The 23878-nt window shown below is 70.5% G+C and carries 23 protein-coding genes; 9 read left to right on the forward strand and 14 right to left on the reverse strand.

Going from position 1 to position 23878, the window contains the following annotated elements; genetic code table 11:
* Window positions 1-75 precede the first annotated feature (75 nt).
* The 3 genes from QSK39_RS05095 to QSK39_RS05105 all read left to right on the forward strand — a co-directional run bounded on the left by QSK39_RS05095 (window position 76) and on the right by QSK39_RS05105 (window position 2035).
* Window positions 76-570, forward strand: coding sequence for a hypothetical protein (locus tag QSK39_RS05095; protein WP_285476487.1), 495 nt, complete (start codon window positions 76-78; stop codon window positions 568-570).
* Between the two features lie 212 nt (window positions 571-782).
* Window positions 783-1415, forward strand: a complete 633-nt coding sequence (locus QSK39_RS05100) for a Pr6Pr family membrane protein (RefSeq protein ID WP_285476488.1) — start codon at window positions 783-785, stop codon at window positions 1413-1415.
* Window positions 1412-2035, forward strand: coding sequence for an MBL fold metallo-hydrolase (locus tag QSK39_RS05105; RefSeq protein ID WP_285476489.1), 624 nt, complete (start codon window positions 1412-1414; stop codon window positions 2033-2035). Before QSK39_RS05100 ends, QSK39_RS05105 begins: the two co-directional genes overlap by 4 nt.
* On the opposite strand, the gene QSK39_RS05110 is transcribed toward QSK39_RS05105, so the two are convergent.
* Together QSK39_RS05110 and QSK39_RS05115 are read right to left on the reverse strand one after the other, a co-directional pair.
* Window positions 2032-2538: a hypothetical protein gene (locus tag QSK39_RS05110; RefSeq protein WP_285476490.1), complete on the reverse strand. Its 507-nt coding sequence runs from the start codon at window positions 2536-2538 to the stop codon at window positions 2032-2034. The genes QSK39_RS05105 and QSK39_RS05110 overlap by 4 nt on opposite strands.
* Window positions 2532-2999: a DUF309 domain-containing protein gene (locus tag QSK39_RS05115; RefSeq protein WP_285476491.1), complete on the reverse strand. Its 468-nt coding sequence runs from the start codon at window positions 2997-2999 to the stop codon at window positions 2532-2534. Before QSK39_RS05115 ends, QSK39_RS05110 begins: the two co-directional genes overlap by 7 nt.
* 67 nt (window positions 3000-3066) lie before the next feature.
* On the opposite strand from QSK39_RS05115, the gene guaB1 reads away from it, so the two are divergent.
* The gene (gene guaB1 / locus QSK39_RS05120) at window positions 3067-4506 is read left to right on the forward strand and encodes a GMP reductase (protein WP_285476492.1); all 1440 of its coding nucleotides are present in this window, start codon (window positions 3067-3069) and stop codon (window positions 4504-4506) included.
* 49 nt (window positions 4507-4555) lie between these two features.
* On the opposite strand, the gene phoH2 is transcribed toward guaB1, so the two are convergent.
* A complete protein-coding gene (gene phoH2 / locus QSK39_RS05125) occupies window positions 4556-5848 on the reverse strand; it encodes an RNA 5'-3' helicase PhoH2 (RefSeq protein ID WP_285476493.1) in 1293 nt (430 codons plus the stop codon).
* Between the two features lie 724 nt (window positions 5849-6572).
* On the opposite strand from phoH2, the gene QSK39_RS05130 reads away from it, so the two are divergent.
* Window positions 6573-6821, forward strand: a complete 249-nt coding sequence (locus QSK39_RS05130; RefSeq protein WP_285458735.1) for a hypothetical protein — start codon at window positions 6573-6575, stop codon at window positions 6819-6821.
* A gap of 51 nt (window positions 6822-6872) precedes the next feature.
* On the opposite strand, the gene QSK39_RS05135 is transcribed toward QSK39_RS05130, so the two are convergent.
* A complete protein-coding gene (locus QSK39_RS05135) occupies window positions 6873-7649 on the reverse strand; it encodes an isoprenyl transferase (protein ID WP_285476494.1) in 777 nt (258 codons plus the stop codon).
* Window positions 7650-7762: 113 nt separating this feature from the next.
* Here QSK39_RS05135 and trhA point away from each other — a divergent pair, with 113 nt between their 5' ends.
* The gene (trhA, locus tag QSK39_RS05140) at window positions 7763-8404 is read left to right on the forward strand and encodes a PAQR family membrane homeostasis protein TrhA (RefSeq protein WP_434056829.1); all 642 of its coding nucleotides are present in this window, start codon (window positions 7763-7765) and stop codon (window positions 8402-8404) included.
* 39 nt (window positions 8405-8443) lie between these two features.
* Here the strand turns inward: trhA and QSK39_RS05145 are convergent, their stop codons facing one another.
* Window positions 8444-8917, reverse strand: a complete 474-nt coding sequence (locus QSK39_RS05145; RefSeq protein WP_285476495.1) for a carboxymuconolactone decarboxylase family protein — start codon at window positions 8915-8917, stop codon at window positions 8444-8446.
* 293 nt (window positions 8918-9210) lie between these two features.
* On the opposite strand from QSK39_RS05145, the gene QSK39_RS05150 reads away from it, so the two are divergent.
* Window positions 9211-10059 (forward strand): DUF2382 domain-containing protein, encoded by an 849-nt coding sequence (locus QSK39_RS05150; protein ID WP_285476496.1) that lies wholly within the window; start codon window positions 9211-9213, stop codon window positions 10057-10059.
* A gap of 43 nt (window positions 10060-10102) precedes the next feature.
* On the opposite strand, the gene QSK39_RS05155 is transcribed toward QSK39_RS05150, so the two are convergent.
* Window positions 10103-11992 (reverse strand): acyl-CoA dehydrogenase family protein, encoded by a 1890-nt coding sequence (locus QSK39_RS05155; RefSeq protein ID WP_285476497.1) that lies wholly within the window; start codon window positions 11990-11992, stop codon window positions 10103-10105.
* Between the two features lie 80 nt (window positions 11993-12072).
* On the reverse strand, window positions 12073-13440 hold the full coding sequence (locus QSK39_RS05160; RefSeq protein ID WP_285476498.1) for a glycoside hydrolase family 28 protein: 1368 nt from the start codon (window positions 13438-13440) through the stop codon (window positions 12073-12075).
* 173 nt (window positions 13441-13613) lie between these two features.
* Between QSK39_RS05160 and QSK39_RS05165 the strand changes: the two genes are divergently transcribed.
* Both QSK39_RS05165 and QSK39_RS05170 read left to right on the forward strand, forming a co-directional pair.
* Window positions 13614-14750 carry a DUF6745 domain-containing protein gene (locus QSK39_RS05165; RefSeq protein WP_285476499.1) on the forward strand — a complete coding sequence of 379 codons (1137 nt, stop codon included), beginning with the start codon at window positions 13614-13616 and terminating at the stop codon, window positions 14748-14750.
* 20 nt (window positions 14751-14770) lie between these two features.
* Complete coding sequence (locus QSK39_RS05170) at window positions 14771-15214, forward strand: DUF8820 family protein (RefSeq protein WP_285476500.1); 444 nt, start codon at window positions 14771-14773, stop codon at window positions 15212-15214.
* A 447-nt stretch (window positions 15215-15661) separates the two neighbouring features.
* Here the strand turns inward: QSK39_RS05170 and abmR are convergent, their stop codons facing one another.
* The 7 genes from abmR to QSK39_RS05205 all read right to left on the reverse strand — a co-directional run bounded on the left by abmR (window position 15662) and on the right by QSK39_RS05205 (window position 23865).
* Window positions 15662-16219, reverse strand: coding sequence for an ATP-binding transcription factor AbmR (abmR, locus tag QSK39_RS05175; protein WP_285476501.1), 558 nt, complete (start codon window positions 16217-16219; stop codon window positions 15662-15664).
* Between the two features lie 77 nt (window positions 16220-16296).
* The gene (locus QSK39_RS05180) at window positions 16297-18264 is read right to left on the reverse strand and encodes a thioredoxin domain-containing protein (RefSeq protein ID WP_285476502.1); all 1968 of its coding nucleotides are present in this window, start codon (window positions 18262-18264) and stop codon (window positions 16297-16299) included.
* A 22-nt stretch (window positions 18265-18286) separates the two neighbouring features.
* Window positions 18287-19009, reverse strand: a complete 723-nt coding sequence (locus QSK39_RS05185) for a hypothetical protein (RefSeq protein WP_285476503.1) — start codon at window positions 19007-19009, stop codon at window positions 18287-18289.
* Complete coding sequence (locus tag QSK39_RS05190; protein ID WP_285476504.1) at window positions 19009-20154, reverse strand: hypothetical protein; 1146 nt, start codon at window positions 20152-20154, stop codon at window positions 19009-19011. Before QSK39_RS05190 ends, QSK39_RS05185 begins: the two co-directional genes overlap by 1 nt.
* Before the next feature lies 1 nt (window position 20155).
* On the reverse strand, window positions 20156-21427 hold the full coding sequence (locus QSK39_RS05195) for a hypothetical protein (protein WP_285476505.1): 1272 nt from the start codon (window positions 21425-21427) through the stop codon (window positions 20156-20158).
* A 17-nt stretch (window positions 21428-21444) separates the two neighbouring features.
* Window positions 21445-22317: a phage distal tail protein gene (locus QSK39_RS05200; protein ID WP_285476506.1), complete on the reverse strand. Its 873-nt coding sequence runs from the start codon at window positions 22315-22317 to the stop codon at window positions 21445-21447.
* Window positions 22318-23865 carry a phage tail protein gene (locus tag QSK39_RS05205; RefSeq protein ID WP_285476507.1) on the reverse strand — a complete coding sequence of 516 codons (1548 nt, stop codon included), beginning with the start codon at window positions 23863-23865 and terminating at the stop codon, window positions 22318-22320.
* Window positions 23866-23878: the final 13 nt, after the last annotated feature.

The raw sequence follows: 23878 nt of genomic DNA on the forward strand, positions 1-23878 counted from the left end.
CGGTTTATTCGACGCGGAAATCCGCGCCGGTGTCAGCAATTTTCCCCACAGATCGCGAAGGCGTCCGTCAGTACGATGCTGCTCCTCGGAGAACCCGCTCACTCCCCGAGCGGTCATGGAGGAGTACAAGTGGCAAGCAAGGAAGAACTGAAAGCGGCGATCCACGCCGCTTTCGACGCGGCCGTCGCCGACGGGACGGGTTACACCAAGGTGTACGCCGCGGAAATCAAGCAAAAGAACTTCATCGTTTTCCGCACCACCACCGTCAGCAATTTCGCGGTGGGTTTCCGGCCGGGGCAGACCGACCTCGTGATCGTGCCGCTCGAGGAAAAGAGCGGCACGGTCACGGCGGGCACCCCGCTGACGATCACGGACGCGAACCGGGCGTCGGTCAAGAAGCGTGATCTGCAGGGCCGGTTCGTGATCAAGACGACGGAGGGGCAGAGCTTCAAGCTCAGCATCCTCCCCTCCGTGCCGAAGCTCCTCGCCGCCAGTTACCAGCTGCCGGTCGAGCAGAAGGCCGAGTACGAGGCGTTCACCACCCTCCGGGACGCCCTCACCACGGCCTGACGACCGAGCGCCCCGGTGCACCACACCGGGGCGCGTCCGGCTTCAGTGGCAGCGGCCGGACGGGCGGGGCGCCGAGCACGCCGTGCGAGACGACCTTCGTCGCCCCGCCCCTCAGCGGCCCGCCGGCGCAGACCATCTCCGCCGACAATAGGACGCGCCGGGTGAGCGGCTCGACTCGATCGGGTGGTCCACAGTGGAACTATCCTCCGGGAATGCGCAGCGAAAAGCTCACCCGCGGCTGGTTCGCGGTCACCACGCTGGTCGCGCTCACCGGCCTCGTCACCCAGGTGATCGCCACCGCGACGGATCCCGGCGGCCGGCTCGCGAACCTGCTCTGCTTCTTCACCATCGACTCGAACCTGCTCGTCGCCGCGACCTCGGCGCTGGTCGCCCTGGGCACCGCGCGCACGAAGCTGTTCGCCGTCCTCTGGCTCGACGCGCTGGTCGGCATCATCGTGACCGGCATCGTCTACCAGGTCGCCCTCGCCGGCCTGTACGAGCTGCACGGCCTCTCGCTGTTCGCCGACACCATGCTGCACAAGGTCACGCCGATCCTGTTCGTGCTCGGCTGGCTCGTCGCCGGCCCGCGCGGCGCCCTGACCTGGCGCACGGTCTGGTGGTCGCTGCTCTACCCGCTGGCCTGGCTCGCCTTCACCCTGCCGCGCGGCGCGATCACCGGCTTCTACCCGTACCCGTTCGTCGACGCCACCGCGCTCGGCTACGGCCGTGTGACCCTCAACTGCATCGTCATCGGCCTGTTCTTCACCGCGCTGGCGATCGGGGCGCGCTTCTTGGATCGCCGGCTGTCGAACACCCGGCCGACCGCGTTAGGGTCGGGCGCATGACGGCGATCGTGCAGAACCTCGTGACGTCCGGCACCTTCCAGCTCGACGGGGGCAGCTGGGACGTCGACAACAACGTGTGGATCGTGGGCGACGACGCGGAAGTGATCGTGATCGACGCGGCCCACGACGCGAAGGCGATCGAGAACGTCGTCGGCGAGCGGAAGCTGGCGGCGATCGTCTGCACCCACGCGCACAACGACCACGTCAACGCGGCCCCGGAGCTCGCCGAGGCCACCGGCGCGCCGATCCTGCTGCACCCGGACGACCGCGTCCTCTGGGACCAGACCCACCCGGACCGCGCGCCGGACGGCGAGCTGGCCGGCGGCCAGACGATCACGATCGCGGGCACGGCGCTGCGCGTCATCCACACGCCGGGGCACGCTCCGGGCGCGGTGTGCCTGTACGCGGAGGAGCTGGGCGTGCTGTTCACCGGCGACACGCTCTTCCACGGCGGCCCGGGCGCGACCGGACGGTCCTATTCGGACTACCCGACGATCGTGAAGTCCATCCGCGAGAAGCTGTTCACGCTCCCGGAGGCGACGAAGGTGCACACCGGCCACGGCGAGGGCACGACGCTCGGCGCGGAGAAGACCGCTTCGAGCGGCTGGGACGAAGCTTAGGCCGTGTGCTTCCGGGCGACGAGGGCGAACTCCTCGATCGCCCGGTCCAGCGCGGCCACGGCCGTCTGCACGAGCGGCGGCAGCCGGAGCCGGTCGAACTTGGCGCCTTCGTCCACCTCGTGGCGCACGTGGTGCAGGTTCATGTCCTGCTTCCGCACGTTCTTGGCCGCGCTGACCAGTTCGTCCGGCCCGCTCATCACCAGGAGCCCGAGCAGGGACCGCACCTCCGCGCGCGCCGTGTAGTAGTCGTCTTCGTAGCCCGCGACGCGATCGGCCTCGGCTCCGGCGAGCTTGTGCTGGCGGTGACTGACATTGAGGCTGATGAGGTGCTGCCGCGCCCGGGCCGCGGCCTCGATGAACCGGCCGCAGCGGTCGGCGCGGTCGTTTCGCAGCTTCGCGCGCCGTGCCGCGTTGAGCTTCCACGGCTCGAGCAGCGCCCCCAGCGTCACCCCGACCAGCGAGGCGATGGCCGCGATGCTCGCGGCACCGACCGCCGTCAGCACGTCAACCTCGGCGGCGTCGGCGACACCCGCACGTGCTGCTTCGCCTCGTCGGCCAGGCTTCGCGCCCACTCCTGCAGTCCCGCGACGTCGATGCCGTGCGGCGGGTCACCCCGGAACGGCTCGATGTTCTCGGCGCCGCGTTCCAGCAGCGACGCCGCCCCCGCCGTGTTGCCGCGTGCCGCGTGCGTCAGCCCCACCGCCAGCTGGGCGAGCCCGCGCCACAGCTCGCGGTCGGGCCCGTCGGTCGTCTTCCAGGCGTCCTCGAAGACCTCGTGCGCGTGGAACGGCTTGCCGTCGTCGAGGAGCTGCTGGGCCTCCGCAAGCGTTTGCGCCGGGGTCCTCGCGATGCCTTCCGGCTGGCGCTCGACACCGTCGGCGCCGTACGGCAGGGGGCGGCCCAGGCCGTCGCGCGGCCGTGCGTTGCGTGCGCGTCCCTCGGCGTCCCGGTCGCGGCGGCTCATGCCCCGATCCTGCCACGGGCCCGGCCGCGTTCGCCGTCTCCCGGCGAGCCACGTAGCCTGGGGACTCGTGCGTTTCCTCGACGGCCACCGGCCCGCTCACGACCTGACCTACGACGACGTGTTCCTGCTGCCGAACCGTTCGGACGTGGAGTCCCGCTTCGACGTAGACCTCTCCACCGCGGACGGCACCGGCGCGACCATCCCGATCGTCGTCGCCAACATGACCGCGGTCGCCGGCCGGCGGATGGCCGAGACCGTCGCCCGCCGCGGGGGGCTGGTGGTGCTCCCTCAGGACGTCGATACCGAGGCCGTCGCGGAGATCGTCGGCTGGGTGAAGAGCCGCCACACCGTCTGGGACACGCCGCTGGTGCTGACCGGCGGCGACGCCGTGGCCGACGCCCTCAACCTGGTCCACAAGCGCGCTCACGGCGCTGTCGTGGTCGTCGACGGCGAAGGCCGCCCGGTCGGCATCGTCGACGAAGCGGCCTGCGCGGGTGTCGACCGCTTCGCGCGGCTCGCCGACGTCGCGCAGCCCCCGACCGTCGCGGTGCCGCTGACGACACCGGCGCGGGAGGTCTTCGAACGGCTCCACAGCGCCGGCGCCCAGCTGGCGCTCGGCCTGGACGCCGACGGCCGCCTCGCGGGCGTGCTGACCGCCGTCGGCGCGCTGCGCGCGGACATCTACACCCCGGCCGTCGACGGCGCGGGCAAGCTGCGCGTCGCCGCCGCGGTCGGCGTCAACGGCGACGTCGCGGCGAAGGCCGAGGCCGTGCTCGGCTCGGGCGTCGACGTGCTGGTCGTCGACACCGCGCACGGGCACCAGGAGAAGATGATCGCCGCGCTCAAGGCCGTCCGGTCGGTGTCGCCGCGGGTCCCGGTGGTCGCCGGGAACGTCGTCACCGCCGAGGGCACGCGCGACCTGATCCAGGCCGGCGCGGACGTCGTCAAGGTCGGTGTCGGGCCGGGCGCGATGTGCACGACGCGGATGATGACCGGCGTCGGCCGCCCGCAGTTCTCCGCGGTCGCCGACTGCGCGGCCGCCGCACGCGAGCTGGGCAAGCACGTCTGGGCCGACGGCGGGGTGCGCCACCCCCGCGACGTCGCGCTGGCGCTGGCCGCGGGCGCGTCCGCGGCGATGGTCGGCTCGTGGTTCGCCGGCACCTACGAATCCCCCGGTGACCTGCGGTTCGACGAGCAGGGCCGACCGTACAAGGAGTCGTTCGGCATGGCGTCGAAGCGGGCCATCGGGGCGCGGACGCGCACGGACAACGTCTTCGACCGCGCGCGCAAGGCGCTGTTCGAGGAGGGCATCTCGTCGTCGCGGATGTCGCTCGACCCGGCCCGGCCGGGCGTCGAGGACCTGCTGGACTCGATCGGCTCGGGCGTCCGCTCGTCGTGCACGTACGCGGGCGCGCGCACCCTGGAGGAGTTCCACGAGCGCGCGCTGCTGGGCGTCCAGTCGGCGGCGGGCTTCGCGGAGGGCCGCCCCCTCCCCTCCGGCTGGTAAAAGCCGTGAAGGCCACCTCGAGCCGAGGTGGCCTTCACGGACTTCAAGCTCAGCCGTGGTCCTCCAGCATCTCGGTGACCAGGGCGGCGATCGGCGAGCGCTCCGAGCGCGTCAGCGTGACGTGCGCGAACAGCGGGTGGCCCTTCAGCTTCTCGATCACCGCCGAGACGCCGTCGTGCCGGCCGACGCGCAGGTTGTCGCGCTGGGCGACGTCGTGCGTGAGCACCACCCGGGACGCCGTGCCGAGCCGCGAAAGCACCGTGAGCAGGACGTTCCGTTCCAGTGACTGCGCCTCGTCGACGATGACGAACGTGTCGTGCAGCGACCGGCCGCGGATGTGCGTCAGCGGGAGCACCTCGAGCATGCCGCGGTCGAAGACCTCGTCGAGGACGTCCTGGCTGACCAGCGCGCCGAGCGTGTCGAACACCGCCTGCGCCCAGGGCTGCATCTTCTCGCTCTCGGACCCGGGCAGGTAGCCGAGCTCCTGGCCGCCGACCGCGTAGACCGGCCGGAACACCACGACCTTGCGGTGCTGACGGCGTTCCATCACCGCTTCGAGGCCGGCGCACAGCGCGAGCGCCGACTTGCCGGTGCCGGCGCGGCCACCGAGGGAGACGATGCCGACGTCGGAGTCCAGCAGCAGGTCGAGCGCGACGCGCTGCTCGGCGCTGCGGCCGTGCAGGCCGAACGCCTCGCGGTCGCCGCGCACCAGCCGGATGCGCTTGTCCGCCGTGATCCGCCCGAGTGCGCTCGAGCTGCCCGCGAGCAGCCGCAGCCCGGTGTGGCAGGGCAGCTCGGCGAGCTCGTCCATGCCGTACTCGACCGGGTCGACGGTGCTGCCGCCGAACAGCGTGTCCAGCACGTCCTGCTCGACGTCCACGTCCGCCATGCCCGTCCAGCCGGACGGCGTGACCTCCTGCGCGCGGTACTCGTCGGCCTCCAAACCGACCGCACCCGCCTTGACCCGCAGCGGGATGTCCTTCGTCACCAGGGTGACCGCCGGGAACTCCGCCGCCAGGTTGAGCGCGCAGGCGAGGATCCGGTGGTCGTTGGAGTCGGTGCGGAACCCGACCGGGAGCACCGTCGGGTCCGAGTGGTTCAGCTCCACCTGCAGCGTGCCGCCGTGGTCCCCGATGGGGAGCGGCGCGTCGAGCCTGCCGTACTGCCGGCGCAGGTCGTCGAGCATGCGCAGGGACTCCCGGGCGAACCAGCCGAGCTCCGGGTGGTGGCGCTTCGCCTCCAGTTCACTGATGACGACCAGCGGAAGCACGACCGCATGCTCGGCGAAGCGGGTAACCGCCCACGGGTCCGACAAGAGGACCGACGTGTCGAGCACGTACATGTGCTGCTGGGATTCGGGCGAGGTCGAGGCTTTCTCCGGGCCAGGAACGGCACCGGTCGAAGAACGGCCAGAGGCCTTACGGGGCAAACGCTGCGCAGTCACGACGGCATCTCCCTCGAGGGCGTGTGCACCTCACGCCCGCACTCGCTGGGCCGGGCACCTCCCTGGCTGGACCACTCCCTCTGACCGGTGGGTCAGGTGGCGCGGCCACGAGGGCCGGGTGCCGGCCCCCTCGTGCGTCTCGTGGGCGGCTGCGCCGCCCCCTCGATCACCGTCACGACCAGGGCCTCCCGCGAGGGCCCGCACGGATCGCGTGCCCTCTCCTCGGAAGGTACCTACGAATGCGGGATCGCGCAGGGAGCCAACACGGTGATTCGCCAGATCGTCACCTCACTGTCGGTCGTCCGACATCGACAGCTGGTGACAGTCACCGTGAGTGACCGGGGTCCCGTTCGGTGCACCCACGTCGGAATGATCTTGGGAAAATTGCTGACCCGGCGTATTCACGAAATCAGTGGATGAGCTTTTACCACGTTCGGAGCAGTGTCGCATTTTGCGCTACCAAGAGAGAACCGTACCGAGTGAAAGCACCTGCATCAGGCTCACACAATGGGCGTACAAGCCGTACGAGAAGCCCGATAAGCGAGTAATTTTTTGACTGCGGGACACACCGCCGGTTCACCCGGCGCCCGGACCCCAACAGTTCTACCTAGGAGTGTGCCAAGTGCTGAAGAAGGCTGGTTTCGTCGCCGCCACCGCTGCGGGCCTCATGATGGTCGGCAGCACCGCGTTCGCCGCGACGGGCGACACGACGGGCACCCCGGACCCGACGTTCGGCGACGCCTACGCCACGTTCATCGAGGGCGGCGGCGCCCTGGGCTACGGCGCGGCCTCCCTGGTCGCCGGTGCCTACACCGGCATCGCCACCACCCCGGCGCTGATCCTGCACTCGCTGGAGCACCACCACCACTGAGTGTGGCTTCCGAAGGGCCCCCGGAGTCCGCTCCGGGGGCCCTTCGGCGTGTCAGGAACCGAATCGGCGGTGGCGCCAGGCGTAGTCGCGCATGGCGCGCAGGAAGTCGACGCGGCGGAATGCCGGCCAATACGCTTCGGTGAACCAGAATTCCGAATGCGCGGACTGCCAGAGCAGAAATCCGGAAAGCCGTTGTTCACCGGACGTTCGGATGATGAGATCCGGATCCGGCTGCCCCGAGGTGTAAAGGTGCTCGGAGATGTGGTCGACGTCGAGGATTTTCGCGAGCTCGTGAATGGTCGTGCCCTCGTCGGCGTGGTGCAGGAGCAACTTGCGGACTGCATCGGCGATCTCCTGGCGCCCGCCGTAACCGACCGCGACGTTGACCTCCATCCCGGTCCGCCCTTCGGTGCGCGCGGCGGCTTCGCTGAGTCGCTTCGCGACCTCGGTGGGTAGCAGGTCGAGGGCGCCGACGATGCGCAGCTGCCAGGTCTTGCCGGGCGCGGCGAGCTCGTCGGTGACGTCGGTGATGATCTTCAGCAGGGGCGTGAGCTCGTCCGGGTCGCGGTTGAGGTTGTCGGTCGAGAGCAGCCACATGGTGACGACCTCGACCTCGGCCTCCTGGCACCAGCTGAGGAAGTCCGCGATCTTCTTCGCGCCGGCGCGGTGGCCGTCCGCTACGTCCGAGAAGCCCGCTTCCCGAGCCCAGCGGCGGTTGCCGTCGAGCATGATGGCGATGTGCCGGGGATGCCGGCCGGCGGCCTGCTGGATGAGGCGCCGGCCGTAGGCGCTGTACACGACGTCGGACAAGAAGGAGCGCACACTCACGTCGATGAAGCCTACGCACCCGGTGTGAGGCGCGTGACTCGACCGCTGTCCGGGAACCTACGGTCCCGTAACCTGGATGAGTGAGCGTGACGACGGAACCACCCGAGCCCGTAGTGGACCTCCGCCCCCGGCTGCGCGGGCACATCCACTTTTGGACGTTCTTCGGCGCCCTCGCGGCAGCGGCGGCGCTGATCAGCCTGGCGGCGTCCACAGTGTCCTCGACGGCGGCGTTGGCAACGTCGGTCTACGGCTTGACGGTGCTGGGGTTGTTCGGCGTGAGCGCGCTGTACCACCGCCGTCTGTGGAGCCCCCGCGCGTACAAGTGGATGAAGCGCGCGGACCACTCGATGATCTTCCTGTTCATCGCGGGCACGTACACGCCGTTCACCCTGCTGGCGATGTCCAAGCCGACGGGCTACGTGATCTTGTCGATCGTGTGGGGAGGGGCAGTTCTCGGCGTCGCGCTGAAGATGCTGTGGCCGCACGCGCCGCGGTGGCTCGGGGTGCCGATCTACATCGCTTTGGGCTGGGTGGCGGTCTTCGTCTTCCCCGAGCTTCTGACGCACGCCGGAGTCGCGGCTTTGGTGCTGCTTTGCGTGGGTGGGCTGTTTTACACGCTGGGGGCGGCTTTTTACGGGTTCAAGTGGCCGAATCATTGGCCGGATACCTTCGGGTACCACGAGTACTTCCACGCTTGCACCGTGCTTGCGGCGATTTCGCACTACATTGCCATCTGGCTGGCCATGTACGCGTAGCTGGGGACCTCCCCCTGGAAGTCCCCAGCTCGCACCACCTCAGCCGAACATTCCCGGCTGGTACTCGCCCGCCGGGTTGCGGGCTATCACGTTCAAGCGGTTCCACGTGTTGATCTCCGCCACCAGGCAGACCAGCGCGCCGATCTGGTCGTCGTCGAAGTGCTTGCGGACCGCTGCCCACGTCTCGTCCGTTACTCCCGTGTGGCTGTCCGCCAGGCGCGTTCCCTCCTCTGCCAGTGCCAATGCCGCGCGCTCCGCCTCCGTGAACACCACCGCTTCGCGCCACGCCGCCACCATGGCCAGGCGGACCGCCGTCTCGCCCGCTGCCGCCGCGTCCTTCGTGTGCATGTCGAGGCACATTCCGCAGCCGTTGACCTGGCTCGCGCGGATCTTCACCAGCTCCTGCGTCGCCTTCGGGAGGGAGGACTCCTCGATCGGGCGGGACGCCGCGATCAGGCGCTTGAAGAACTTGCTCGTGACCTCGTTCTCGAACATGTTGAACCGCGGTTCCATGACCGTTCCCTTCGTCGGTGTCACCCTCTTGACGACCTCCGCCGAAGCGTTGTGACAGCCCCCGAAGTGGTGCCGGTCACATGTACACCTTCGCGCCATCCCCCACCCTCTCGATCACCGCGGACGCACCCCGCGCGACCTGCGGGAACCTGCCCGGCTTGCCCGTGGGACACGAGCCAAACCACCACTTTCCGGGGTCACCCACGGGAGCACCACGACGGTTGCCGTGATCAACAACGCGGCCGACGGTGGGCTCAACCGAACACCCGACGCGCGAAAGGATCCGCACCGCGATGGCCAAGACCATGCAGCCCCAGGAGCTCATCGACAGTGCCGTGGTCGACCCGGCCGGCAACAAGCTCGGGAAGGTCGGCAACGTCTACCTCGCCGACGCCACGCACCAGCCCGAATGGATCACCGTCAAGACCGGCCTCTTCGGCACCAAGGAGAGCTTCGTCCCGCTCTCCGGCGCCCACACCGACAAGGACGGCGTGCACGTCCGGGTCGACAAGGACGCCGTCTCGGACGCGCCGCGCATCGACGCCGACGGGCACCTCTCACCCGAGGAAAGCGCGCAGCTCTACCAGCACTACGGCCTCCCCATGCCGCGCACCTCACCGGACGGGCGGATGGGCGACCGGACGCAGGGCCGCGACCCGGCGATGGGCGGCACCGGCAAAGGCATGGCCGGCCAGGGCAAGGCCGGCATGGCCGACGCGGGCCAGGGCATGGGCGGCCGTGACAAGGCGGCCGCCGGGCGGGGCAAGTCCGAAAAGGACGATCGCACGATGACCCGCTCCGAGGAACGGCTGAACGTCGGCACCGAGCAGGTCGAGACCGGGCACGTCCGGCTGCGCAAGTACGTCGTCACCGAAGAGCAGCAGGTCACCGTCCCGGTGCGGCACGAGGAAGTGCGCATCGAGCGGGAGCCGATCAAGGACGGCCAGGCCGGCGGCGAGATCGGCGAGGCCGAGCAGGACCTCGTCCTCCACGCCGAGAAGCCCGTGGTGCGCAAGGAAACCGTGCCGGTCGAGCGGGTCCGCATGCGGACCGAGACGGTCACCGACGAGCAGACCGTCTCGGGCAAGGTCCGCAAGGAGCAGTTCGAGGTCACCGACGACGAAGGCAAGCACCGCAGGTAGGGCCCCGGTGGGTGGCCGGCCCCCGACGCCGGCCACCCACCGGTCAGGACCGCAGCATCGGCGCCGCGAGGAACTGTTCCGGGATCGCGAACGCGTCGACCAGCGCCCGCGCGTGCGGCCGCAGCTGGGCGCAGAGGCCGTTCACCGCCGCGGTGACGGCCTTTCCGCGTGACGCCGTCAGGCGGCCGTGGCCCAGGAACCACGCCAGGTCCTCTTCGATCGCCGACAGCGCGTACAGGTCGCAGACGCGGTCCAGGAGCGTGCGGGCGTCCGCGTCCTCGCACCGCTCGATGGCCGCCGCGAACGCCTCCAGCACCAGTCGCTCCACGTGAACGCGGCCCGCGCGCAGCACGTGGTCCTGGGCCGCGTTGAACACCCCGAACGGGTCCGACGCCGCCTTACGGAGGCGCTTCGCCACCCCCTCGACGACGTGCTCCTCGCGGTCTTCGAACAGCCTCAGCTGCCACTCACGGCGGAAGAAGACGTCCGCGTCGGATCCCTCGGTGAGCGACTCGAGCGCCTTCCGCACGGATGTCCGCTCCAGGATCGCGCTCACCACCTGGTCGGTGAAGAACCGCGCCGTGGCCAGCGGCGAAAGGTCCTCGAAGTCCTGCTTGTAGCTGGTCAGCAGGCCCTTCGCGACCAGCTGCAGCAGCACCGTGTTGTCGCCTTCGAACGTCGTGAAGACGTCGGTGTCGGCCTTCAGGCCCGGCAGGATGTTCTCCGCCAGGTACCCCGAGCCGCCGCACGCCTCGCGCGCCGCCTGGATCGTCGCCGTCGCGTGCCACGTGTTGAGCGCCTTCAGCCCGGCCGCGCGCGACTCCAGCTCGCGCTGCTCCTCCTCGGGCGCCGCCGAGTCGATGTCGTGCAGCTTCGACACCAGCTCCTCCTGCGCGAAGGCCAGCGCGTACGTCTTCGCCAGCGCCGGCAGCAGCTTCCGCTGGTGCCCGAGGTAGTCGAGGATGACGACCTCGTCGCCGTCCGGCGTCATGAACTGGCGGCGCTGCTCGCCGTAGCGGATCGCCAGGGCCAGTGCGCGTTTCGTCGCGCTCCCGGCGCTGCCGCCGACGCTCACCCGGCCGCGGATCAGCGTGCCCAGCATCGTGAAGAACCGGCGGCTGTCGCTCTCGATCGGGCTCGAGTACGTGCCGTCCTCGGCGACGTCGCCGAAGCGGTTCAGCAGGGCCTCGCGCGGGACGCGGACGTTGTCGAAGCTCAACCGTCCGTTGTCGACGCCGTTCAAGCCCGCCTTCGGCCCGCAGTCCTCGATGGACACTCCCGGCAGCGGTGCACCTTCGGCGTCCCGGATCGGCACGAGGAACGCGTGCACACCGCGGGATTCGCCGCCGGTGACGAGCTGGGCGAACACGACTGCCATCCGGCCGTCGCGGGCCGCGTTGCCGATGTATTCCTTCTGCGCCATGGCATCCGGCGTGTGGACGGCGAACTCGCCATTCTCGAAGGTCGCCGTGGTGCGCAGGTGCTGGACGTCGGAGCCGTGGCCGTGCTCGGTCATCGCGAAGCAGCCGAGCAAGCCGAGGTCCATGATCGCGCGCAGGTGCGCCGCGTGGTGCCGCTCGGTGCCGAGCAGCTGGACGGCGCCGCCGAACAGTCCCCATTGGACACCGGCCTTGACCATCAGCGACAGGTCGCCGTAGCCGAGCAGTTCGAACGACGTCACCGACCCGCCGACGTCGCCACCGCCGCCGTACGCGGGGTCGAAGCCCAAGGCGGGCCGGTCGGTCTCGGCGAGCGCCCGCAGCTGGTCGAGCACCTGGGCGCGGTGGTCCTCGACACCGAGGTCCACCGGGTCCCGGAACTCCGCGTCGCTCATCTCCGCGCGCACCCCGCGGCGCAGCTCGGCCCAGCGGCCGTCCAGGACGGTGGTCAGCGCGTCCGGATCCACCTTCGACGGCACTTCGGGGATGTCCACGGCTACCTCCGGAAAGGACTGACAGCAGGCTTGCTACTCGTTGGTAGTAAGCCTGCCGCAGCCGCGCCGATCCCGCAGGTTCAGATCGGCTTGCCGTTCACCGTCACGTTCGTGAACTTGGCGTTGTCCACGTACTTCAGCGTGTTCGAGGTGTCGGACACGCCCTTAAACGTGGAGTTCGCCACGGTGAACCCGTGCACGTGGGCGTTCGAAAGCCCGCTGACGTCGAAGGTCTTGCCCGCGATCTTCGTGCTCGCGCAGTCGCTGATCGTGAACGGCCCGAACGACGGGACGTAGCCGCCGGTCTGGCTGTTGTACGTCGACGTCACGTACACGAAGTTCCGCGCGAAGGTGCCGGAGACACTGTCGAGGTTGATGTTCTCCGTGAACCCGCCACGCAGCGTGTTCGACTTCACGTACAGCGCGAACTTCGTTTCACCCTTCACGGTGAGCTGGTAGGCGTAGACGTTGCGGATCCCGCCGGTCTGCTCGCTGCCGCAGGTGATCGCACCCCAGTTGCCGTTCATCACGCAGTTCACGACCACGAGGTTCTGGCACGGGACGTTCACGCGGCGCCCGTCGGCGTCGCGGCCGGACTTGATCGCGATGTTGTCGTCGTGCGCGCCGAGGGTGCAGTTCGCGATGACGACGTGGTCGCACGACTCGGGATCGCAGCCGTCGGTGTTGGAGTGCGCGGTGCTGGGGTCGGTGCTCACGCCGTCGACCGTGACGTTGCGGCACAGCGTCGGGTGCAGCTGCCAGAACATCGCGTTCTCCAGCGTGATGCCTTGGATCAGCACGTTTTCGCAGTCGTACGGTTCGACGAACGTCGAGCGCATGGTGTGGCCGGAGCCAGGGACAACGCGCTTCTCCGGCGGGGTTCCCTTGGCCACCAGCGTTTCCAGGTAAGCGCGATCGCTGCCCTTGTTCCACGACGACGTCGCCGCCGCGTCGAGCGTGCCGCTGCCGGTGAGGCCGATGTTCTTTTCGCGGTACGCGTAGATCATCGGCGAACGGTTGACGCACTCGATTCCTTCGTAGCGCGTCAGGACGTTCGGGAACTTCGACGCGTCCCCGCCGAACTTGAGCACCGCGCCCGTTTCCAGGTGCAGGTCGACGTTGCTCTTGAGGTAGATCGCGCCGGTGAGGAAACTGCCGCCGGCGGGCACGATCACGTGACCGCCGCCGGCCGCATTGCACGCGTCGACCGCTTTCTTGATCGCCGCGGTGTTGTCGGTCTTACCGTCGTTCTTGGCGCCGTACCCGGTGATCGGGAAGCTCCGGTCCGGGAACTGCGGGATCGTGGTGTTCGCGACGATGTCGTTCGCCGCCGGCCACGGGAGCGCCGGGACGTCGACGCGGTACCGGTGCGCGAGCGGGATCGGCGGTGCCAGGGAAACCGCAAGGGTGCCCTTGATCAGCTGCCGACGGGTGAACCTGCCGTCCATGGACGCCATCCTTCGGAGGAAAGACCCGGTGCGACGGCGGAACCACGGCACGGACCGTGGGCACGACGCACTCTAGGCGCGAACGCCCCCGGAGGTCCAGGCTTGCGCGGGCGGCGAAAAGGCTGTCATGATCGGTCCATGTCGATTCGAAAGGGCGTGCGCGCCCTCGCGCGTTGAGCGCCTCGCGACGGCCCGGCCGTCGCTTCCCCGGCCCCGGACTCTGGTCGCGGGCCCTCGAAATCCGGAATTCCTGGCTGAGCCACGCGCTGAGCACCGAGCCGGCTGACCGTCCCGCCGCGGAAGCGGCCATCACCCGCCTTTACGAGCTGGCCGGCGCGTCGCCGCCGACGTTTTCGTGGACGTCTTCTCCGGCCGCCGCGGTCGCGGTGATGCCGCCCGCGCAAGCGCTTTCCCTGGGCGGTGATCCGCCGGTGGAGGCGCGCCTGGCGAGCCGGGTGGCGTCCCTGCGCGAGCGGCTCGACCTGCGGATCGGCGCCTGGCGTGACCGGTACCGGCTGCCGGACCGGCCCCCGCCGGATCCGCTGGCGGTTCCCTTGCGGGCGTTGCTGAACAACGGCCTGGGGCCCGCGCTGCGGCGGTCGGTCCGGGACTCCGTCGCCGGTGCGCTTCGCGGCGAGCTCACGACGGGATCCGGGCTGTACTGGGGTGGCCAGCACGAGGCCCACTGGGTCGCGCTGTACGACCTCCACCGGCGGGTGGACGGGGTGCGGTTCGCCCCGGACGACGCTCGTGAACTGGATCTGTGGGCCACGCTCGCGCGGTCGTGTGGCTGGTGGTGGCCGCGCGAAGGTGTCTGTGTCATCGCCGAACGGCCGCTCGTCGTGCGGACGGAACGGGTCGACGATGCCTATGGCCTGGTCCGGCTGCACCACGAGACCGGCCCCGTGATCGCGTTTCCCGACAGCTGGACCGTGCACGCGTGGCACGGGACGCGGGTGCCGTCCTGGGTGATCGACGCGCCGTCGGCCGACCGGATCATGGCGGAGCGCAACGTGGAGGTGCGCCGGTGCGCGATCGAACGCGTCGGCTGGCCGGCGTTCGTGGCGGAGGCGGGGCTCGAGCTCCTCGGCCGCGCCGGCGATCCCGGCAACCCGGGGTGCGAACTCCGGCTCTACGACGGCTCGGCGACCCGGCTGCTGCTGGTGGTCAACGGGTCCGTCGAACGCGACGGCACGCGCCGGCATTACGGGCTGCGCGTGCCCGCTGAACTCGACCATCCCCTCGACGCCGCCGGCTGGACGTACGGGCTCACCGGAGCCCAGTACGCGCGGCTGCGGCGCCGGACTTGAACTCTTTTGAGGTGATTCCCATGTATTTGGCGGAACTGCTCGACCGGACGGGGTTGGACGTCCTCGCCCACCTCGACCGGCAGGTCGACGTCCCGGTGATCGACGGGCTCCAGGCCCAGGGCGACCTGATCGTGGTACCGGCGGCGATGGCGGACGCGGTGCGTTCCCCCGGCGGCTGGCATGCCCTGCCTGCGGAGGGGGCCGAACTCGTCCGGGGCGGCGACGGGACCAACCCGCACACGCTGGTCGGCTCGTGCGAGCTGACGACGTGGGTCATGGACCCCGAGGGGCTCGCGGTCGCGGCGATCGACAACGCGGCGCCGGTGTATTTGGTGCACCCGGAGCACGGGGCGACGGGCATCGCACCGGGCCGCTGGATCGTGCGGCGGCAGCGGGAGGCCGGTGGTTTCCGGCAGGTCGGGATGCGCCTTTACCAGGGCGGGCCGGTGCTGGTCGCCGACTGACGGGGCCGTGGGGTGCCGCCGAGGGGGCGGCACCCCACGGTTGGGGCGGGGGTGGGCGGTTGGCGCGGGGTTTCGGCCGCCGGACCCCTTGCTGCGCGAGACCGCCGAGCCACCGGCGGTCTCGCGCCAGGCCGAAGCCGTCGCGCCTGGGGTGCCGCCGAGGGGGCGGCACCGCACGGTTCAGGCGGCGGGCAGCCATGCGCGAGACCGCGGCCGGCCTCGCCCACCGGGCCGCGCCGGCGCGCGTGGGGCAGGACTTGCGACGCCCGACCGCTCGAGCGGGGCAAGTCGGACTTGCGACGCCCCGCCGCTCGGGTGGGGCAAGTCGGACTCGCGACGCCCGACCGCTCGAGCGGGGCAAGTCGGACTCGCGACGCCCCACCGCTCGAGTGGGCCCCGCGAACGACGGCCCCGCGGCCGAGGTCGCAGGGGCGCCGCGGCCCAGTGTCAGGCCAGGTCGGGGCCCTTCGAGCGCAGGTCGTCGACCTTCGTCATCGCTTCGCGCAGCTCTCCCAGCCAACTGTCCGCGTGCTCGCCCACCAGCCTGACCGCCCATGCCAGCGCGTCCGAGCGGGACCGGGCCACCCCGGCGTCCACCAGTGTGTCCAGTACCAGCCTCTCCGGCTGGCGCAGCCGGGTCATCACCGGCGCCGAATGCGTTGTGAACAGCGCCGTCGTGCTGCCCAGCCGCGCTCCCCATGCCACCTTGCGCTGGTAGCGGTGCTCCGCCTGGCGCGCGATCTCGATGCGCTCGTCGCGCGTCTCCTCGCGGTAGCGGCTGATGCGGCCCTCCTCGGCCGCCGCGCGGGCTGCGTCGTCCGCGTACTCCTCCGTCAACGCCGGGAGCTCGCCCACCACGATGATCTCTTCGCGGTCGACCTTGATCTCCGGTGCTCCGGCGAACCAGCCGTCGGGCAGGCGCCCGCCGAACCACGCCGCCGCGTCGGCCGCCGACGGCACCTCCCCCTGCTGCCAGCCGCTGCTGCCCTTCCAGCCTCGTCCCATGACTCCACCTCCGCGATTACATGATTACAACGCTGCTGACGCTACGCCGAATACACGGGAAGGGGCAGGTCGTTCACTCAGAGCTGAGCCGTCAGCTCCTCGGCCGTCGTCACCGGCCGGTCGCAGACGTACCCCCGGCAGACGTAAGCCGCCGGCGACCCCGCCACCAGCGGACGGTCCGCCAGCAGCGGGACGCCCGGCGCGTCCGGCTCGCCGGCCAGCACGATGCCGCCGCCGTGCACGCCCCGCGCCGCGGCCAGCCTCAGCGAAGCACCGTCGCCGACCACCGCGACCTGCACCGGGCCGGCCTGCAGTGCCTCCGCCACCGACAGCCAGTGCCCGGCGAACCGCGGCACCCGCCCGGCCAGCACGCCGACGCGCCGCAACGCCTGCTCGGCGGCCTCGCGGTAGCGCGCCGAATCGGTGTGCCCGGCCAGCGCCGACGCCGTCAGCAGCGCCCCGGCCAGCGCCGATGCCCCCGCCGGGCTCGCGTTGTCGCCCGGGTCGGCGGGCCGCTGGACCAGCGTCTCGGCGTCGTCGGCGGTGTCGAAGTACGCGCCCGGGACGTCCGGGGACGCGAAGTGCGCCAGCGCCAGGTCGAGCAGCCGGGTCGCTTCGGTGAGCCACTTCGCCGAACCGGTCGCCTGGTGCAGGGCCAGGAACCCGTCGGCGACGCAGGCGTAGTCCTCCAGCACCCCGGCCGACTCCCCGACGACGCCGTCGCGCGAGCTGCGCCGCAGCCGGCCGTCGACGACGTGCACCCGGAGCAGCAGCTCGGCCGCGCCCACCGCCCACTCGATCCACTGTGGATGATCCAGGGCCACACCCGCCTCGGCCAGCGCCGTGATCGCCAGGCCGTTCCAGGACGCGATCACCTTGTCGTCCCGGCCCGGCTGCGGCCGCTTCGCGCGCGCCTCCAGCAGCTGGACGCGGAGAGGTTCCGGCAGGTCGCCGAACAGGCGCAACGTCGACGCGCCCTCTTCGAACGTCCCCTCTTCGGTGACGCCGAACAGCGCAGCCGCGGAATCGTCACCGACGACTTCACGCAGCTGCGCCGGCGTCCAGACGTACGTCAGGCCTTCGACGCCGTCGGTGTCCGCGTCCAGCGAAGACGCGAAGCCACCCTCGGCGGTCCGCAGGTACTCGAAAAGGAACTCCGCGGTCCCGGAGGCGACCCGCAACGCCGTCGCCGAGCCGGTGCGCCGCCATAGGTGGGCGTAGAAACGCAGGAGCAACGCGTTGTCGTACAACATCTTCTCGAAATGGGGCACGATCCACGAAGCGTCCACGGAGTACCGCGCGAAGCCGCCGGCGAGCTGGTCGTACAGACCGCCCCGGGCCATCGCCTCGGCCGTCGACTCCACCAGGGACAGCGCGTCGGCCGAGCCCGTCCGCTCGTGGTGGCGCAGCAGGAACTCCAGCACCATCGACGGCGGGAACTTCGGCGCGCGGCCGAACCCGCCGTTGACGGGATCCGCTTCCTGACTCAGCTTGTCGACCGCGGCGGCGAGCACGGCTTCATCCACAACGGACTCCTGCAGCGGCCCGGTCTGCTCGGCGATGTGCGCGACGATCTGCTTGGCGCCGTCGAGCAGCTCGTCCGGCCGCTCCTGCCACGCCTCGGCGACCGCGGCGAGCAGCTGCCGGAACGACGGCATCCCCGGCCGCGGCGACGGCGGGTAGTAGGTGCCGCAGTGGAACGGCTCGCCGTCCGGGGTCAGGAAGCACGTCATCGGCCAGCCGCCCTGCCCGGTCATCGCCTGCGTGGCGGCCATGTACACGGCGTCGATGTCCGGCCGCTCCTCGCGGTCGACCTTGATGTTCACGAAGTGCGCGTTCATCACCGCCGCGGTCTCGGCGTCTTCGAACGACTCGTGCGCCATGACGTGACACCAGTGGCACGCGGCGTAGCCCACCGACAACAGGATGGGCACGTTCCGCCGCCGCGCCTCGGCGAGCGCGCCGGCCCCCCACTGCCACCACTCGACCGGGTTTTCCGCGTGCTGGAGCAGGTACGGGCTGGTCGCACTGGCGAGACGGTTCATGCCTCCCAGCGTAGGTCCGGGCTCACGTCTGGCGCTGGGTGGCGTCCATCGCGACGCCCACGACGTTGCCGGTGCCGGACGTCCGGCGGTAGTTCACCGCGACCCGCACCTCACCGGCGTAGGGCCGGCCGGGCAGGGCATACGGGCCCCGCCGGTTGCGGCCGAGGCCGGGCCCCAACGACCACGACTCGGCGACGGTGGCCTGCCCGGCGGCGTCGGTGATCACGATCTGGCCCTCGCCGTTGGTCCCGCCTTCGCACCCTTCGACGGTGAACAGCTGGATGAACGGGTGCGTCTTCTGGAAGTTGGCCTCCCACACCGTTTCGAAGGAGGCGTTGGTGATCTTCGGCCAATCGGCGAACCGCACCTTCTCGAACGACACCGGGATCCACGGCCGCGCCAGGCCGGTGCCGGACGCCGCGTCGTCGGAGGCGACGATGTCGCTGCTGCCGTCGGTCAGCGCCCAGAACTGCCGCCCGCTGTCGGTCGTGTACGTGTACATCACGTCCGAGCCGCCGTCGCGGCGGATCCGGATGATCTGCTTGCCGTCGCTGCCCGGCCCGAAGTAGAGGATGAGGTGCCCGTCCGGGTCGACCATCCGGATCACGCCGTTGTCCTGCACCGTGAACGTGCCGCCGGAGATCGTCGCGTTCCCGATGCCGACGCGCTTGCGCAGCTCGTCGACCTCCCGGCGCAGCGCGACCACCTGGTCGACGATGTTCGACGGCTGGTTGATCTGTGCCATCAGGCCGCGTCCTCCAGCAGGGGGTTCATGGTCAGCGCCACACCCTCGCGCCCGTCGTCGCCGACGGTGACGTCGAGCGCGACGATCCGCATCAGCGTGTCGATCCCGCTCGTGTGGAAGTCGTCCTTGATGATCACCCGCGCGTCGTCGCCCATCCCGATCTCGGCGACGGTCGGCGGGAGTCCACCGTGGACGGTCAGGGTCGGCAGCACGACCGGGAGCCTGCTCACCGCCTGGTCCGACAGCGCGTGCGAGGCCAGCTGCCCCGGGTCGGTGACCGAGCTGTAGCCGTACTCGGTCTCCAGCATCGGCCAGCCGTCGGGGTACCGGCCGCGGTCCTCGGCGACGGCGACGAGCATGCCGCTCTCGATCCCGTCGCCGGAGGCGAACGTCCGGGTGGCCATCCGGGTGCCGTCCGACGGCCAGCCGTAGCCGAGCAGGTTCCCGCCGTACTCCCAGACGTGCGCGGAGCCCTGCTGCCCGAGCCTCGGCGTGCCGAGCCGCATGAGCCGCGTCGGGCGGCCGTTGCGGTCGGGCGGGCCGACGTCGAACAGCACGTCCGGGCCGTCGTAGAGCTGGGAAAGCTTGCGCAGGGCGTCGCCGACGCTGACGTTCTGGTAGCCGAAGTACGTCCGGTCGAGCCGGATGCCGGAGAGGTCCCGGTCGGGGAACGTGACGCCGATGTTCCCGCCGGGGTGCGACTGCGCCAGCTCGACCAGGTTGCGGGCGATCGTGTTCTGGTCGGTGTTCTTCCACTCGACCTTCTGCTTCGCCACGAAGTGCGGGTCGGTGAACGCGGCCGCGGGGAGCACCGGCAGCACCTTGCGGTGCTCGAAGTACGACCAGAAGTCCCCGCACCCCAGGGAGATCTGCTGGGAGTCGGAGTCGAACTTCCGCGTCCACACCAGCCCGCCCCACACCGGGCGGCTGTCGCGCAGCACGTAGACGACCCGGCGGCCCGGCGTGCTCAGGTCGTACGGGTCGATCGCGCGGATCCGCTGGTCACCCAGGCTCAGCGTCGCGGACAGCGAACCGGAAGCGCCGAGCTTCTTCGAGTACTTGACGCCGGTGAGCGGGACCTCGGCCAGCGTCCGGTTCGTCATCAGGTCCGAGATCAGGTAGGTGTGGACCGGATCCTGCGCCATCTCAGGCCCTCAGCCAGGTCAGCGAGACGTGGTTGACGTTCGCCCAGCCCGCGTCGTGGACCCGGCCCGCGTTGTCGGTCCAGAAGATCACGCTCACCGTGGCCCCGGCGTTGAAGAAGTTCGTCGTGGCCGTGCTCATCGTGCCCGGCGAGGTGAGCAGCCAGCGCGACATCGTGTTGGCGTACCGGATCCCGGTGTTCGCGCCGTCCGTGATCGCCATGTAGGTGTGGTACTCGCCGCTGCCCATCGGGGCGGTGGTCCGGAGGCTGGCGGTGATGCTCCAGATGCCCGCCCGGTTCAGCGTGAAGGTGTCGTTGTTCGCCGAAGGGGTGATGTCCGGCGACGCGTAGACGGCGGTGGGGAACCGGCTTCGCGTGTCCACCCCCGACGCGAAGGTCTGCACGTTGCCGCGGGTTTCGTAGCGGGCCTCGTGCCGGGTGGCCGTCGGGGTGGTGCCGACCGCGCCGCCACCCGTGGCGACTGAGCCGATCCAGTCCGCGCCGTTCCAGCGGTAGACCAGGTTGTCCTGCGTGCTGAAGACCAGCTGGCCGGGCAGCGGGTCGGTGATCATCGCGCGGACGTCGGCGAGCGAGGTGCACACCGGCATGCTCGGCACGCGCCACTTCTCGCCGTCGTTGATCTCCAGCCAGCGCTTGTCCTGCCGGTAGGTGGTGATCCCGTTGTAGCTGTGGACGCCGTCGCGCTCGCCGACCCCGCGGCTCGGCATGATCCCGCCGAGCCCGACCACCCAGCCGGGCCGGCGGTCGTCGATCAGGTCCGTCGTGATGGTCCTGGTCCCCGCCGGGACGCGCACCCGCGCCAGCTGCATGTAGTCGCCGGCGGGGGTCGGTTCCCCCGGCGTCGAAGACGGTTCGCCGACGATCTGCTTGACCACGAAGCCGTTGGCCGTGTCGCCGTAGAACTTGTCCGTCTGCTGGGCGACGATCAGGTCGATCCGCCCGTTGGACGAGTGCGCCGGGTTGTCCTTGAGCAGGTCGAGCGTCTTGACCGCGTCGAGGGTCTGCACGTAGCTGCCGACCCCGCGGCTCGCGCGCATGAACATCTGGAACGGCTGGACGGTCACCGTTCCGTCCGGCGTCGGCGACGCCGCGGCCACCAGGCCGGGGTTGCCGGTGGCGGGCCGGATGCCGTTGCGGGACAGCACCGGGCCCGGGCCGGACTGCAGGGCCGCGCTCAGCGCCAGCCGCGCGTCTTCGGTGGTGATGACGCCGTTCGGCGAGTCGGACACGGCCCACGAGTTGCGCTCGGCCATGGTGTTTCCCCCTCGGATCAGATGATGGCGTGTCGCCAGCGGCCGGTGAGCGACGCGTTCGGGTCGTAGGACGCGGCGGTGAAGTCGACCTGGACCGCGCCGTTCGCCGGGATCGGGAACCAGCCGCGGGTGAGCAGCTTGTCGCTCTGGTTGACGCCGTTGAGCAGCACCGTCCTGGCGTCGGTGTCGATGGTCAGCGTCTGTCCGTTTTGGACGGTGAAGGTGCCGTCGAACACCAGCCGTTCGCCGGTGTCCCGGTTGGCGATCACCGGGCCGGTGACCGGGCCGCGGATCTCCCACACCGACCAGCTGGCCGCGCCGCCCGCGTTGACCGCCCGCAGCCGCCCGCCCTGCTTGCCGGTGCCGAACACCAGCGGGAAGGTGAGCGGGAACCCCAGGCCGTCGGCCGGGGGCGAGGGCAGCGCGGTGACGTCACGCTGCTCCGCGACCGAATACAGCCGCGGATCCGTGGCCTGCCACTGGATCGCGCCGGTGGTGTACCCGAGCGCGTAGTACTTCTCGACGTTGATCGTCCGCCGGACGCACCGGGCGTTCGCCAGCCAGCTCTCCCCGTCGAGCCGCACGACGAGCGGCTCCTCCAGCGGCCGTTCCGCCGGCGCGGTGATCTTCCGCAGGGTCGTGACGACCGCGCCGAAGTCCGCCGCCGGCACGCCCTTGACCAGGTAGGACAACGTGACCGTGCGCTGCCCGGCCAGCTGGTTGCCCTGGAACCCGCCGTGGCGGCCGGGCCGGTCGGGGTTGTCGGCGCGCATCTCCGGCAGGTCGAGCCAGCCGTCGAGCTTGGTCATCCGGAACGGGCTGCCCGAGCCGAGCAGCGTGCCCCGCCACTCCAGCTGGCCGTCGTCGGTGATCAGGTCACCCGCGCTCACTCAGCCACCCCCTCGGGACATCCAGTCCAGGTCGCCCGCGATGTCGGCCGGGGTCTGGCTGGGTGTGGCGTAGAAGTTCTCGATGTGCACCACGGCCCGGTCCTGCCGCGGCGGGTCCGCGGCGAACCCGGCGCCGGCGAAGGCCAGTGCCCGAGGCTGGACGGTCGCGAGGTCGGCGAGCCGGTTCGTCACCAGGCCGGCCAGCTGGGTCGACGCCCTGGACACCGCGGTGCTGGTCTGTTCGATGCCCTGCGCGAGCCCCAGCGGCACCCAGCGGCCGAGCTCGGCGGCCACCTTGGAAGGGGAGTTGATGCCGAGGATCGACTTGATCGGGCCGGGGATGATGTCCTTGATCAGCCCGATGATCTTGTCCTTGATCCACGTGGCCGCGTTCTTGATGCCGTTCCACAGGCCCTCGAGGATCGACCGGCCGACGTCGAGCAGGAGGTTGCCCAGGTTCCCGAGCGCACCCAGGATCATCCCGGGCAGGCCGCCGAGCCACGACAGCAGCTCGCCGAGCTTCCCGACGGCACCGCTGAAGATCGAGCCGAACCAGCCGATCACCATCCCGGGCAGCCGGCCCAGCCAGCCGATGGCGGCGATGACGCCGTTGATCGCGACCTGGATCGCCGCGACGATCGCGTTCCACACCATCACGAGGAAGTCCCAGATGGCCTGGAACGCGGCCTTCGTCCACGCGACGATCGTGTCCCAGTTGGCGATGATCAACGCCACGAGCGCGACGACCGCGGCGATGATGATCGGGATCGGGCCCATCGCCAGCAGCCACGCGGCGGCCATCTTGGCCCCGGCGATCAGCGATTCGACGCCCATCATGATCCAGGCCCCGACCACCTGCGCGGCGGTGGCCAGCGCGGCCCAGCCCATCAGGCCCCACTGGAAGACCTGCTGGATCATCGTCCCGAGGGAGATCGCCCCGGAGATGGCCGCCTGCGTCGACATGGCGATCCAGGACGCCACGGTGGTCGCCGCCGAGACCACCGCCGAAGCCGCCATCGTGGCGAACGACGCGATCATCCCGGCCGCGGCTATCGCGGCCTGGATCCCGACTTGTATCAGCGCGGGCAGGAAGAAGGTCAGGAGCGCGCCGCCCACGATCATGATGGGCGTCTTGTTGGCCTCGATCCAGCTCGCCAGCGCCTGGAACACCGGCACCACCGTGCCGGAGATGAAGCCGGACACCGCGGCCAGCGCGGGCTGGAAGTTCTGGGAGATGAAGCCCAGCGCCACGTTGAGGCCGGCTTGGATCCCTTGCCCCAGCAACGCGATCACGGGTCCGCTGAGGATGGACAGCAGCCCGCCGCCCAGCGCCGTCGCGGCCTGCAGCCCGATGCTCGCGGCGGTGCCGACGACCGGGCCGTGCGCCGCGCCCAGCCGCTGCGAAACGCCCGCACCCCATTCGTCGGCGGCCTTGAGCATCGTGGCCTTGGCTTCGTCGAACTTCTTCTGCATCTCGCCGAGCACGGCCTTGAACTGCTCGTCGTTGATGCTCAGGTTCGCGGTGAAGTCACCGATCGTCAACGCCATCGCACACCCCCTC

The sequence above is a fragment of the Amycolatopsis sp. NBRC 101858 genome (genome assembly GCF_030269325.1).
In the GTDB taxonomy this organism is placed as follows: Bacteria; Actinomycetota; Actinomycetes; order Mycobacteriales; family Pseudonocardiaceae; genus Amycolatopsis; species Amycolatopsis ponsaeliensis.